This is a genomic window from Yokenella regensburgei, assembly GCF_051486985.1.
Taxonomy (GTDB): domain Bacteria; phylum Pseudomonadota; class Gammaproteobacteria; order Enterobacterales; family Enterobacteriaceae; genus CBFFRJ01.
Map to the genome: position 1 here is coordinate 38,573 of NZ_JAHVDV010000031.1, position 12,016 is coordinate 50,588.

At 51.2% G+C, this 12,016-nt stretch carries 12 protein-coding genes; 8 read left to right on the forward strand and 4 right to left on the reverse strand.

The genetic code is table 11. The features are described from left to right. The first annotated feature begins 88 nt into the window (after nt 1-88). A complete protein-coding gene (locus KXR87_RS18875) occupies nt 89-637 on the forward strand; it encodes a GNAT family N-acetyltransferase (protein WP_437433746.1) in 549 nt (182 codons plus the stop codon). A 210-nt stretch (nt 638-847) separates the two neighbouring features. Here the strand turns inward: KXR87_RS18875 and KXR87_RS18880 are convergent, their stop codons facing one another. Further along, complete coding sequence (locus tag KXR87_RS18880; RefSeq protein WP_437433747.1) at nt 848-1,429, reverse strand: DUF4142 domain-containing protein; 582 nt, start codon at nt 1,427-1,429, stop codon at nt 848-850. A gap of 294 nt (nt 1,430-1,723) precedes the next feature. Here KXR87_RS18880 and KXR87_RS18885 point away from each other — a divergent pair, with 294 nt between their 5' ends. Both KXR87_RS18885 and KXR87_RS18890 read left to right on the forward strand, forming a co-directional pair. Continuing rightward, nucleotides 1,724-2,218 (forward strand): glutathione peroxidase, encoded by a 495-nt coding sequence (locus tag KXR87_RS18885; RefSeq protein WP_437433748.1) that lies wholly within the window; start codon nt 1,724-1,726, stop codon nt 2,216-2,218. A 398-nt stretch (nt 2,219-2,616) separates the two neighbouring features. Continuing rightward, nucleotides 2,617-3,420 (forward strand): hypothetical protein, encoded by an 804-nt coding sequence (locus KXR87_RS18890; protein WP_437433749.1) that lies wholly within the window; start codon nt 2,617-2,619, stop codon nt 3,418-3,420. A gap of 188 nt (nt 3,421-3,608) precedes the next feature. Here KXR87_RS18890 and KXR87_RS18895 read toward each other — a convergent pair whose 3' ends face one another. Together KXR87_RS18895 and KXR87_RS18900 are read right to left on the reverse strand one after the other, a co-directional pair. Continuing rightward, the gene (locus KXR87_RS18895) at nt 3,609-4,013 is read right to left on the reverse strand and encodes a VOC family protein (RefSeq protein ID WP_437433750.1); all 405 of its coding nucleotides are present in this window, start codon (nt 4,011-4,013) and stop codon (nt 3,609-3,611) included. 165 nt (nt 4,014-4,178) lie between these two features. Then, entirely contained in the window at nt 4,179-5,090 is a 912-nt protein-coding gene (locus KXR87_RS18900; protein ID WP_437433751.1) for an alpha/beta fold hydrolase, read from the reverse strand. A gap of 92 nt (nt 5,091-5,182) precedes the next feature. Here KXR87_RS18900 and KXR87_RS18905 point away from each other — a divergent pair, with 92 nt between their 5' ends. The 5 genes from KXR87_RS18905 to KXR87_RS18925 all read left to right on the forward strand — a co-directional run bounded on the left by KXR87_RS18905 (nt 5,183) and on the right by KXR87_RS18925 (nt 10,166). After that, nucleotides 5,183-5,758 carry a CGNR zinc finger domain-containing protein gene (locus tag KXR87_RS18905; protein ID WP_437433752.1) on the forward strand — a complete coding sequence of 192 codons (576 nt, stop codon included), beginning with the start codon at nt 5,183-5,185 and terminating at the stop codon, nt 5,756-5,758. 159 nt (nt 5,759-5,917) lie between these two features. Beyond that, complete coding sequence (locus KXR87_RS18910; RefSeq protein WP_437433753.1) at nt 5,918-6,490, forward strand: TetR/AcrR family transcriptional regulator; 573 nt, start codon at nt 5,918-5,920, stop codon at nt 6,488-6,490. Nucleotides 6,491-7,173: 683 nt separating this feature from the next. Then, on the forward strand, nt 7,174-7,650 hold the full coding sequence (locus KXR87_RS18915; protein WP_437433754.1) for a DUF1348 family protein: 477 nt from the start codon (nt 7,174-7,176) through the stop codon (nt 7,648-7,650). Between the two features lie 201 nt (nt 7,651-7,851). Continuing rightward, a complete protein-coding gene (locus KXR87_RS18920) occupies nt 7,852-8,859 on the forward strand; it encodes an alpha/beta hydrolase (protein WP_437433755.1) in 1,008 nt (335 codons plus the stop codon). Nucleotides 8,860-9,137: 278 nt separating this feature from the next. Further along, nucleotides 9,138-10,166 carry an NAD(P)H-quinone oxidoreductase gene (locus KXR87_RS18925; RefSeq protein WP_437433756.1) on the forward strand — a complete coding sequence of 343 codons (1,029 nt, stop codon included), beginning with the start codon at nt 9,138-9,140 and terminating at the stop codon, nt 10,164-10,166. Nucleotides 10,167-11,011: 845 nt separating this feature from the next. Here the strand turns inward: KXR87_RS18925 and KXR87_RS18930 are convergent. Continuing rightward, nucleotides 11,012-11,854 (reverse strand): MBL fold metallo-hydrolase, encoded by an 843-nt coding sequence (locus tag KXR87_RS18930; protein WP_437433757.1) that lies wholly within the window; start codon nt 11,852-11,854, stop codon nt 11,012-11,014. Nucleotides 11,855-12,016: the final 162 nt, after the last annotated feature.

A 12,016-nucleotide genomic window follows, 5' to 3' on the forward strand; every position in this document is an offset into this window, starting at 1 on the left:
TCTCCGCTCGTATACCCTGACAGAAGAGAGTCATAGGGTAGTGAATCCCGGGTTGAACAGAATGGAATAAACATAAGGAAATATATCGATGACAATCCCTCTTCTCGTAACAGAACGCCTTTTACTTAAGCCGCTTGTCCCAGAGGATGCTGTTCAGATTCAAAAACGCTACCCACACTGGGAGGTGGTTCGATATATGGTCGCCTCAGTACCCTGGCCTTACCCGGATAATGGCGCAGAGAATTACGTCAATAACGTCGCGCTTCCTGATATGGCAAAAGGCGTGGCCTGGTTCTGGACCATCAGATGTCGTGAAACGCCTGACGAGCTCATGGGGCTAATCTGTCTTTACGACGTTGAGGATAATAACCGCGGATTCTGGCTGGCACCGGAATATCAGGGGCAGGGCTATATGCGTGAGGCAAGTATTGCCGCAACCGATTACTGGTTTAATACCCTGAATAAGCCAGTGTTGCGCGCGCCGAAAGCAGCAGACAACAGCCGGTCCCAGCGTATTTCAGTCAGTAGCGGTATGCGTCTTATTCGGACGGAAAAGAAAGCCTATGTGAGTGGTCTGCTTGACTCCGAACTATGGGAAATTACCCGCGAAGAGTGGAATGCCCGCCATAACGGCTGATTTATCCAGGCCTGTGTTAAACCAAATGCGGTCCTTCGCAATGTCTCGTCCTGCCGCCTCTCTTATGGCGGCCTTACGTTAATGCAGTCGTCAGCAAACCTGCGGTCAGGAACGACAGTCATTATGCAACATGCAACGATCCCGCCCTGCCTGCTATGCGCTTTAATCTCGCAGTCCAGGGCGCAGATTCTGTGCCTGTCGAATAACGTATTACTTATCGGCTGACTTCGACATCTGCTGCGCAGACTTCAGGTGCTGCTCAACGACAGGCGTATGCGCGTCGGCCAGCGCCTTCACATCCGGATCCTTGATCTTTGTAGCGTCGCTTTTCAGGGTCGATAGCACCATTTTGTGATCTTTGGTACCGGCATTTTCCATATACATTTTGTCAAAGGCCTCGCCACTCTGTTTTTCCAGTTTAGCGGCCATGGTCTTGTGGGTGGCGTCCGGCTCAGTCGGTAGTTCCACCCCTTTTTGTTGGGCGACCGTCTGTACTTTGGTCAGCGCGTCGCCGTGGTCTTTGATCATTTGCTCCGCGAAGGCTTTAACTTCGCTACTTTGCGCCTTCTCCTGCGCAATCTTCGCGGCAGCGATTTCATTGATATTGGCCTGGGCCATATCTTTTAACGCTTTTGCGTCGCCGGCGCTAAGCTTAGTGCTCGATTCTGCCTGACCTGCGACGTTACTCTGCGCTGCATTCGTCTGCGTCTGGGCTTGCACGCTTGCAGTGCTGAACAATGCGGCTACTGCCGATAAGGCAATCAGCCCTTTCAGGGTTTTACTCTTCTGCATATTGCTCTCCTGCTAACAAGTAAGGTAGGTATGAGGTAATTTTTCGGGCTCAGCCTCGTCTAAAAAATGCAGCTGCACTGGTCAGTATAGCGGCTCAGGGATTTAAGACCGGGGTTAACGACTCTTTGCCGCTGAGAACAGCGGAAAATGCCCCAGGCAAAGCAGGGAAGATCGTAGCGTTCGAAGCCTCAGGAAAGAGCGGAATCGTAGCATCGCCCCCATGAATACTGTGCCCACCTGTATCGCGCCATGCAGCAGCATCTCGGTCGAACGGGGGGAATTGAGGACCATAATATGAAGACTTTTCATCAATTTACGGCGATCACACTGGACGGCCAGCTTATCTCTATGGCCGACTACGCAGGCAAGGTCGTTGTGGTGGTTAATACCGCCAGCCATTGCGGCTTCACCCCGCAATATGGCGGCCTTGAGGCGCTGTACAAAAAATATTCCGCCCGGGGTCTGGTGGTGCTGGGATTTCCCTGCAACCAGTTTGGTAAGCAGGAGCCCGGCGACGCCGATGACATCGCCCAGACCTGCCACATTAATTACGGTGTAAGTTTCCCGATGTTCGGAAAAGTAGAGGTAAACGGAACCGCAGCGCACCCGCTGTTTCGTTATCTTAAAAACGAATTACCTGGCTTGCCGGGCGGGCGAATCAAATGGAACTTCACTAAGTTTCTGATTGGACGCGATGGTACACCGCTCAGGCGTTTTGCCCCCTTCACCTCCCCGCAAAAAATGGAAACGGCCATTCTTGCAGCACTCGATCTCCCCGAGCGTTGTTAATGCAGTCATTCCATGCTCAGCACTTACAAACATGAGACTCATCTCCCTGCTGGCGTACCGCGGAACAGCAGCGTCAGGCCCAGGGGCTTTAGCGCCGCTCCGCGTACCGAAACCGTTGCTTTACGCAGTGCGGCTTTTGCAAAGAGGGGAAAAATATGGCAGGTAGCAGTATGACAATTGCGTAGTACAATGCTTGCCTTAAAAACAACATTGCAAAAACAGACATTCAAGCGCTGAACCCACTTCCCCGATAAATCAGTGCCGCATTAGTTACGGGCGTAAATTATTCAGCATGAGCTTTACATAATGATGTCTTTACGGGTTGAGAGATGCTCATTTATTGAGCGTCACTTGTCAGATGGAAATTTAAGTAGGTTAATTTTAAAGTGAGGAAGACGTTGAAGACCAAAACTTTTACTACGGTATCTTTGTTAACTGCCGCCCTGTTTCTTGCAGGTTGTGATAATAAAGAGGAGGTAAAAAATACTCCCCCTGCTGACCAACATAAACAGCAGGCGCAAGCGGTCAATAAAACTCCCGACATTCCTGCTGACGCAGCATTCACTGCCATTAATACCAACCTGCAATGCCTGGGGTTATATAAAAAAGTTTCTGGTACCTCACCCGATGAGAACTACGCTTTCCTGATTGCGCCACAAGAGCTGATGAAGAAAGAAGAACACTTCGAGCGAACCGACTTCATCAACAGCATGCGTGCAAAAATTGATGCCATGACCGATACGAAGGTCAGCGACTATTTTACCCTGACGTTAATCCACAACGACAGAAAACCAAATAACGTGTTTATCACCCGCTACATTGAAGCGAACGATCAGAGCTCCGCGCATCCAAAAGGCGTTGCAGGTTTTCAGGTCTGGGTAAACAGCGACAGCAAGCAATTTTTATTCAACGAACAGACCGGCTACGAAAAACATACTAACTGCGCTATCGACCTGTCTAAAACGGAGCGCATCAGCTTTATTCCGGCCACCGACGAAACACTGGCTCGCACCATTTCGAAATCGCTGGAAAGCGGCAAAATGAGTGTCCGTTACTTTCTGAAAGCAACCGGCACTGACTATGTTGGCAACAGTGGTCAGCCTAATATGGTTCCTCTGCCGCTGATTAAAAGTGAAGTGCTTAAACTCCAGCTTCTCGGAGAAGACGGAGCGGTCCTCACCCAGGTCAATGCGCCTGAATAACGTCAGATAAACAGACTATGTTGGCCTGACAAGGAGTGCCAGAAGAGGCAAGGACGCCTCGATAAACCACGTGACTCGTATTCCTCTGGCGTCGTTCATTCATCCCCCATGCAAACCGCTGTCTTACGGTTGAGTGAGGGAGGCATCAGGCTCTCACGTAATGGGCAGCAGCAGAGTAATAAATAATGTTATCCATTCCGCTCATCTGAACAGTAAAATTCAACTCTTATCCCACTTGGCTCATAACACATCATATGCATTGAGGGCCCCTCTCTGATAAGAGTTGGCTCAAATTCAATTTCTATCTGATTTGCTTTTAAAATATCAAGGATTCTGTATAAATCCGCCTTACTATTAACCCGCAACGCTAAATGATGAAGGCCGACATTCTTTTTACGATCAAAGCTAACGGGGGCCTCAGTTTGTGTTTTCCAGAGCGTCAGCATCAGTGCTTCATCTTTTACAAAAATAGCGGGATAATCCTCACGCCGTTTTACTTCCTCCCAGCCCAGCAGTTTGGTAAAAAACGCCGCACTTGCCTCAAGATTTGATACAGCTAAGCCAATATGTTGCACACCTGCTGTCAGTGACATTGTTATTCCTCTGCGTCAGATAATATTGAAATACGTTGCCTTATTTTCGGCATGAACTGGGCATGAGGTACACTTTGAATAATAGTGCTGGTCACTCACGCCCTTCATTATTCCTTTGGTTCAGGCTGTACTTCCTGCTTAAACGTCGCGCAGCCCGAAGCGGCGTTATTCCTGCTCGCACAGATGTCTGTCGAGAAAATCACGCACTTTAACGGCTATTTCTTCTGCGTGAGTCTCGAGGGCGAAATGTCCGGTATCAAAGAACTGAATGTCTGCATCAGGAAGATCGCGTTTCCATGCTTGAGCCCCTGCTGCCAGGAAAAAGGGATCGTTTTTGCCCCATACGGCTAACAACGGTGGCTGATAATCACGGAAATAGGTCTGGAAAAGAGGATACATCTGCACATTCGAGGCGTAATCCAGCAACAGATCAAGCTGAATCTCAGCATTGCCAGGCCGCACTATTTGCGCCCCTTCAAGCGTATATCCATCAGGTGAAACAAGGCTTTTATCCGCAACGCCCTCCAGGTACTGCCATTTAATGGAGTCCGGCGTCGGGAATCCGCGTAACGCCTCCCGGTTTTCGGGCGTCGGTTCGCGCCAGTAGGTCTGAATAGGTGCCCAGGCATCGCCCAGCCCCTCTTCATAGGCGTTGCCGTTCTGGGAAATGATGGCTGTTACCCGCTGCGGATGTGCCAGAGCCAGCCGCCAGCCAACAGGGGCGCCGTAATCGTGAACCATCAACGCATAGCTTTCAAGATTAAGTGCCTGCGTGAACAGGTTGATGGTCTCTGCAAGCTGGCTGAATGTATAAGCATATTCGCCCCGCGGCGGGGCCTCTGTAAAACCAAAAGCGGGCAAGTCTGGCGCGATAAGATGATAGCGGTCGGCGAGGCGAGAAATCAGATCACGAAACATGAAGGAAGAGCCCGCAAAGCCGTGGAGCATAAGCAGTGTCGGCGAAGCCGGGTCGCCTGCCTCGCGATAGAAAATCTTCACATCACCCGTCTGTTTCACGCGGTAATGGACCTTTGCCGCTTCACCAGCAGAACGAAGTGTGGATGTTGATAATACCATGATAACCCCTATGTAACCGTTAAATTGCTTATTTGAAGGTTACACATAAATTTGGTAACCTGTCAAAATTAATTTATAGGTTACGGATTGATATGGACAACCAACTCACTGCTTCCCGGCCTCTCTTCCTCGCGGATAACCTCGCGCTGGATTTCATCAATACTGAATACGGTACCGGCGATGCACGGCATGATTGCCTGGTAGACGATCGCAGCGTCACCGACTGGCTTGTCATGGCAGGTGTGGTATCTGAAGGCACGGAAGCACCGCCCGGATTACTGGCAGCAGCGCGTCAGTTCAGGCAGGCAGCAAGGAGGGTCGTAGAGGCAGCGATGCAGGCTGTTGCAGCTGATGTGCATGTCATTAACGCGATACTTGTGGAAGGACGCCCGATGACCAACCTGCAATGGTCTCCGGACAGGCAGCAGTACCAGGTCGACGTTCAGCCTGATTGCCATCACCCCTCAGGCCTTCTCTGGCCTGTCGCCGACGCCCTGGTGAGGCTGATAACGGACGATAAATTCGAATTTGTACGTCAGTGTGAAGCCCACGACTGCATTCTGCTGTTCCATGATCTGAGCAAATCACATCGCCGCCGCTGGTGCAGCATGGCGACCTGTGGCAACCGCATGAAAGTGGCAGCCTTCAGAAACAGAACGAGAGCCTGACCACGCTGAAGGTTTTCTCAGAGGAGGGGTAGGAAACTGATTGTCTCCCATGAGGTAACGCTCTACAGTCAGCTTCAGTTTTGACGTGACCCTCATCCCGAGTCACCCCCGGACTGTCTGATACTTGACCAAGGAGAACGCCAGTTCTACCATCACTCTATGAACAAGAACACCACCACTACGACTACGCGAGAAAAAATTCTCGCCACCGCCGAGGATCTCATCTATCAGAACGGCATTCATGCCACCGGTATGGATCTTCTGGTAAGAACCTCAGGCGTTGCCCGGAAGAGCATTTATCGCTATTTCGCCAACAAAGAAGAAGTGACTACCGCCGCGCTGAATGCCCGTGATGTACGCTGGATGGCGTGGTTCCGGGCAGAGTGCGACAAAGCGGAGACCCCACAGGGGCGGATCCTGAATATATTCACCGTACTCCGGGACTGGTTTGAGTCAGACGGCTACCGTGGCTGTGCGTTTATCAATACGGCGGGGGAAGTGGGTGACAGCAGCGATCCTGTTCGCCAGATTGCCAGGATGCACAAACAAAAGTTACTCGACTACACCCTTGAGCTTGCCGGTCAGCTGAATATTGACCACGCGTCCTCCCTCGCCAGAAAGCTGCTGCTGCTGGTGGAAGGTGCTATCACCATCTCTCGTGTGATGGGCGATTACCGTGCCGCCGACGATGCCAGAGAGATAGCGCAACTGTTACTGGAGCAGGTTTCTTAACGGGCGTCTGAGCCTGACCTGAGTTCAGGTATTAACAGCTTCCCGGTCACTAGCCTGGCCGGGGAGACATTTTGTAGTTCTGGCAATACTCCCTCTCTTCACAACTCCGGCTTTTGTTACTTTGCGCATGGCAGAGAAGATGTTATTTCTGCTCTGCCGCCCTCGTCCGGCTGGTGACAATCCCGAGCCTTATTTTCCGAAATCTACGCGCTATTACCTGCCCCGCCTTTCCAGTCGCCCGTAATTCCCCTGTTTAATCTTTGACCACAGGCACACTGACAGGCCGGGAAAATTTAAACCCACGGTGTTAGCCCGAACACCATCAATAAAAAAATGAATCCCCATTACGAAATAACCAATTGTTTTAATTAAATTTTCCTGGAAACTGAAAGCGATTCTCCACCCGTCAGAGGCCTTTGCTGGCGTAAATTTCACCGTTGTTTTAATAAGTCGCTTGACGAAGGTAGAACGATCGTTCTACCATTAATGCATGGACAAGAAGCAATACCTCTGGCCAGATAATTTTTAACGTAGTTGAGGAAGACTTCACCGGCTCAGATAGAGAGGTGATGGCCTCATCCCCCTTCGCGTAAGGGACGTTGCGGGACAGTGGCAGAAACTTAATGTCTGAGTATCTAAACCCCGTTTTTGCGGGTATACCCACATACACAGGAGTCTTTAACATGTCCCATAGCGAAGTTCGTCCGCCACTGCCGCCTTTCACCCGCGAATCCGCCATTGAAAAAGTGCGTCTTGCCGAAGATGGCTGGAACAGCCGCGATGCGGCAAAGGTCTCGCTGGCATACTCACTGGATACGAAATGGCGCAACCGTGCCGAGTTCGCCAACAATCGTGAAGAAGCAGAAGCGTTTCTTGCCCGCAAATGGAAAAAAGAGTTTGAGTATCGCCTGATCAAAGAGTTGTGGGCGTTTACGGATAACCGCATTGCCGTGCGTTACGCCTATGAATGGCGTGATGATGCCGGTAACTGGTTCCGTTCTTACGGTAACGAGAACTGGGAATTTGGTGAAGATGGACTGATGCACCATCGCTATGCCTGTATCAACGACATGCCTATCAAAGAAAGCGAGCGCAAATTCCACTGGCCGCTGGGACGCCGCCCGGACGATCACCCTGGTCTGTCGGATCTGGGCCTCTGAATCTGGCGATTACCCTCCAGAAAGCCCGTGGTCACTCACCTGGCCGGGGCTTTATCCTGGCCCGTCAGTGTGGCGAAAATGCTGGCGTACCAGGTATCCACTTTCATTAAAAGCAGGTGCATCAGGGCAGGAATACCTGAGTATGCCGCCCATTTATATAGTGCACTATTTAATATTACAAAATTTAAAAAGGGTATGACGATGAAATTCAAGTCAGCGTTACTGACTGCTGCAATGGCAGCCGTTTCGATCAATAGCTTTGCCGCTCAACCGCAACCTGAACATCACGTTCAGCAGTTCCTGAATGTGCTGAATAGCAGCGGAGGTAAGCCGATTGAACAACGCTCTGTGCAGGAAGCGCGCCAGGTGCTCATCGATGCCCAGAAGGGCGCGAAACTGCCTGCAGCAGAGGTCAGTGAAAGGACAATAAATATTGAAGGGGGGGAAATGACACTAAACATTGTGAAGCCCCTGAATGCGCAAGGAACCCTGCCCGTTTTCATGTTCTTCCACGGCGGTGGCTGGATTCTGGGGGATTTTGAGACCCACGAACGCCTCGTTCGTGACCTGGTGACAGCCTCGGGCGCGGCGGCGGTCTTTGTTAATTACACGCCATCGCCGGAAGCGCATTTCCCAGTTGCCATTAATCAGGCATATGCCGCCACCCGCTGGGTATCTGAACACGGGAGTGAAATTGGCGTTGACGGAAAACGCCTGGCGCTGGTAGGTAACAGTGTCGGCGGAAACATGGTTGCAGCCGTGGCGCTTCAGGCTAAACAGCATCATGCGCCTGAGATTCGTTATAATGTCATGCTCTGGCCCGTCACTGACGCCCATTTTGATACCGGCTCCTATAACCAGTATGAAAATGGCTATTTCCTGTCACGCAATATGATGAAGTGGTTCTGGGACGCCTACACAACAAAAGAGAGCGATCGTAATAATATTCTCGCCTCTCCGCTGCGCGCAACGCGTGAGCAGTTGCAGGGCCTGCCACCTACGCTTATCCAGACAGCTGAACTTGACGTGCTGCGCGATGAAGGCGAGGCTTTTGGCCGCAAACTTGATGCTGCCGGTGTAGACGTCACGGTTACGCGTTATAACGGGCTTATCCATGATTATGGTCTGCTGAATGCCTTAAGCGAAGTCCCGGCGGTGCGGGCTGCGCTTGGTCAGGCCGCTTACGAACTGAAAACACACCTGAAATAAAGAAGCTGACCAGCCGGCATCACCGGCTGGTCACGGGCGCTTTTTTCAAACTCACTGGCGGCAAAGGCAGCCCGCTCTCTCTTTTTCAAATGCACGATTTTTGCCGTTCACCCCCTGAGCTTATCGTTAAAACGCAGGTTATTTACGTCCACGCAGCTTGAGAAACCCTGCGACAGGTTTGCGCTTGCGCCACTCTGCACCCATCTTTAAGGACACCGTCTTTAGCAATGCATCCATAACGGGATGGCTGAAGATTCACTGATTGTAAGGAGAAGACCATGTCCTGGGAAAACGGGGAACTGCCCTCAACCATGACCGCCATCGAAATTACCGCGCCCGGTGGGCCTGAGGTTTTGCAGGCCACCACACGCCCGCTGCCGCAGCCAAAAGAGAATGAAGTGCTCATTCACATTGTCGCCGCAGGCGTCAACGGCCCGGATATCATGCAGCGCAAAGGACTTTATGCGCCACCGCCAGGTGCGTCAGACATCCCCGGCCTTGAGGTAGCCGGAATTGTGGTGCAGACCGGTAAGGATGTGCAAAAGGTCAAACCGGGCGACCATGTCGCCGCGTTGATTCCCGGCGGTGGGTACGCGCAGTACTGCGTGGCGGATGCAAGCAACACCCTGCCGCTACCGCCAGGTCTGAGTCTGACAGAAGCTGCCGCCCTGCCTGAAACCTTCATGACCGTCTGGTTAAATATGTTCGAGCGCGGCCAGTTCAAAGCGGGTGACACGATTCTTATCCACGGCGGCGCATCAGGGATTGGCACCACCGCTACGATGCTGGCAAAAGCCTTTTGCGCCGGAAAGATTATCACTACTGTCGGTTCGCAAGCTCACCAGGAGGCCAGCCTTAAGCTGGGGGCAGATGTCGCTATCCTCTATAAAGAGGAGGATTTCGTAGAGGCGACGCTTCAGGCAACGGAGGGTCAGGGTGCCGATATCATTCTCGATATTGTGGCGGGCGACTACGTTGCACGAAACTACGCCGCAGCGGCGATGAATGGTCGAATCGTGCAGATCGGTGTCATCGGTGGCGTCGCAAAAGAGGTAAATTTGTTTCCCATGCTCAGCAAGCGGTTGACCCACCTTGGATCCACTCTGCGTTCACGCACCCCTGCCGAGAAAGCAGAAATCATTAAGGCACTGAGTGACAAGGTACTGCCGCTCATCGAAACCGGCGCAGTCAGACCGCAGATATTCAAAACCTTCCCCCTGGAGAAAGCCCGGGAGGCGCATCAGTTAATGGATGCCAGCGGTCATATTGGTAAAGTCGTGCTCATTGCCGACGAAACCCTGGGCTAACCCGCCTAAGGTAACCATAAGAGCGGCAAGGGAATAATGCGCCAGGCGGATTGTTTTGAACAAATATTGCGCGGAATTACTCCCTTTGCCCTCATTAGCGGTAAATACGTAACAGAAGCAACACCTGCCGCTTTTATTTTAACCAAACAGTAACATGGGTAAATTTTTTATCTCGCTGATTTTAATAGGCTATTTAATTCAACCTTGATCTAAAAGACATGTTATTAAAGACAGTATTGACAGCGTCATAAAATTGTCTAAATTAGATATCAAAGGGCAGTAAACATATTTACCGCTTAATTTGAAAGTGACGCTGCTCTTTAAATTTTTCTGCGATAAAGGCCACGAAGTAATTTTTGTTTGGGTGAGTTGCGTCGGGAGAATTATTATTCCCTTGCGACAGTGCTTTCAGGCCATGTTGTAAATCTCGACAATCGCAGAGGGTGTGGACCAACGCGCGATGATGTAACGCCATGATTCAAAAACGAATGTTGCGATTGGGTCGAACCAGTGTTTTTTTATTGTCGCAACGGCAGTCAGGTCACGCATCAAAGAGTTTATATCGCGCCGGGAGATGTACTTGTTTGTCCGCTGTGTTTAATGCATCAGTTCTGTCAGCGGAGTGTTTAACCGATAACTAATGGGAGGAATAGCTTTATTTTTTCAGTACCCAATATTATCAGTGATAAACGCGTACATTTAAGGTTGTACAAATAGCAGTACGAACCGATTAAGTGTATTAATGTTAAACAATGTGTTAATCGTAACCTGAAAGCCCTGACGTTTACCGTTGGGGCTTTTTTATTGACTTGCTTCACCGACGCCTGGTATTGGCTTATCCGCGATCACTCCTCTATATAGGTCAGCCTGAATCCCTCCTCGGATGGCGCAATAGACGCAAAACCGGGCCTGGCAAAATGCATACCGCCCACCAGCCAGTTCTGCCTGCTCGCCTGCAACATGATATGTCGTCGCGTCTCACGGGCTTTATCCGGATCGCAGTCGAAAGCGATGGAAACTTCAGGCTGTTCTGACTGAATCCGGGGGAAATGCACGATATCGCCCCAGATAAGCAGACTTTTTTCCGCGCCATCTATCCGAAAACTGGTATGGCCTGGCGTGTGGCCCGGCAGCCATACCGGTACTATCCCGGCAATGGTTTCATTTTCCTGCAGGTAGCGCAATTGCCCGGCGTAGGCTTCCAGCGTGGCACGGGCCAGCATGAAATTGTCTTTTCTGCGCGCGTCGGCCTGCGCCATCATCGCGTCATCCTGCCAGTAGGCCGCCTCCAGCGGATGGACATAGAGCCGGGCATGGCGAAAAACCGGTTGTCCGCAGGCGCTAAGTAACCCGCCAAGATGGTCAGGATGCCCGTGCGTAAGCAGGATAGTATCCACCTCTTCAGGGTGAACGCCCAGGGCAGAAAGACGCTCACTTAATTGCCCACCCGCATGATTTCTTCCCCCGGTCCCCGCATCGATCAGGAGCGTTCGCCCCCGGCCGCGAAGTAAATAACCATGAATATCGATGTTGCCGGGCTCAGTGATACCGGCACGTTGTTGAATCGCACTGGCTTCAGCAATCTCAATGCCGGAGAGAAGCTCGAGGCTGGCCTTCATAGTGCCGTCACTGAGCGCGGTTATCTGAAAATCCCCCACCTGGCAGGAGATCAAATCGGACTGAGACATTAACAATACCTTTCCTGAGTGACGGTGAGCGCGAAGACGAACATCCGTCTGCTTGACGTTTCTTCATGCTACCTGCTAAAGAGTGGCCTCAGAATCGATATTATTTCATTACTCAGTGACATTTTATCACTGAGTAATGGCGCGCCTTCGGGCAATGAGGTT

Coding starts and splice junctions, on each gene's coding strand:
- KXR87_RS18875 (WP_437433746.1), top strand. CDS start 89: ATGACAATCCCTCTTCTCGTAACAGAACGCCTTTTACTTAAGCCGCTT.
- KXR87_RS18930 (WP_437433757.1), bottom strand. CDS start 11,854: ATGTCTCAGTCCGATTTGATCTCCTGCCAGGTGGGGGATTTTCAGATA.
- KXR87_RS18895 (WP_437433750.1), bottom strand. CDS start 4,013: ATGTCACTGACAGCAGGTGTGCAACATATTGGCTTAGCTGTATCAAAT.
- KXR87_RS18910 (WP_437433753.1), top strand. CDS start 5,918: ATGAACAAGAACACCACCACTACGACTACGCGAGAAAAAATTCTCGCC.
- KXR87_RS18885 (WP_437433748.1), top strand. CDS start 1,724: ATGAAGACTTTTCATCAATTTACGGCGATCACACTGGACGGCCAGCTT.
- KXR87_RS18915 (WP_437433754.1), top strand. CDS start 7,174: ATGTCCCATAGCGAAGTTCGTCCGCCACTGCCGCCTTTCACCCGCGAA.
- KXR87_RS18920 (WP_437433755.1), top strand. CDS start 7,852: ATGAAATTCAAGTCAGCGTTACTGACTGCTGCAATGGCAGCCGTTTCG.
- KXR87_RS18925 (WP_437433756.1), top strand. CDS start 9,138: ATGTCCTGGGAAAACGGGGAACTGCCCTCAACCATGACCGCCATCGAA.
- KXR87_RS18905 (WP_437433752.1), top strand. CDS start 5,183: ATGGACAACCAACTCACTGCTTCCCGGCCTCTCTTCCTCGCGGATAAC.
- KXR87_RS18880 (WP_437433747.1), bottom strand. CDS start 1,429: ATGCAGAAGAGTAAAACCCTGAAAGGGCTGATTGCCTTATCGGCAGTA.
- KXR87_RS18900 (WP_437433751.1), bottom strand. CDS start 5,090: ATGGTATTATCAACATCCACACTTCGTTCTGCTGGTGAAGCGGCAAAG.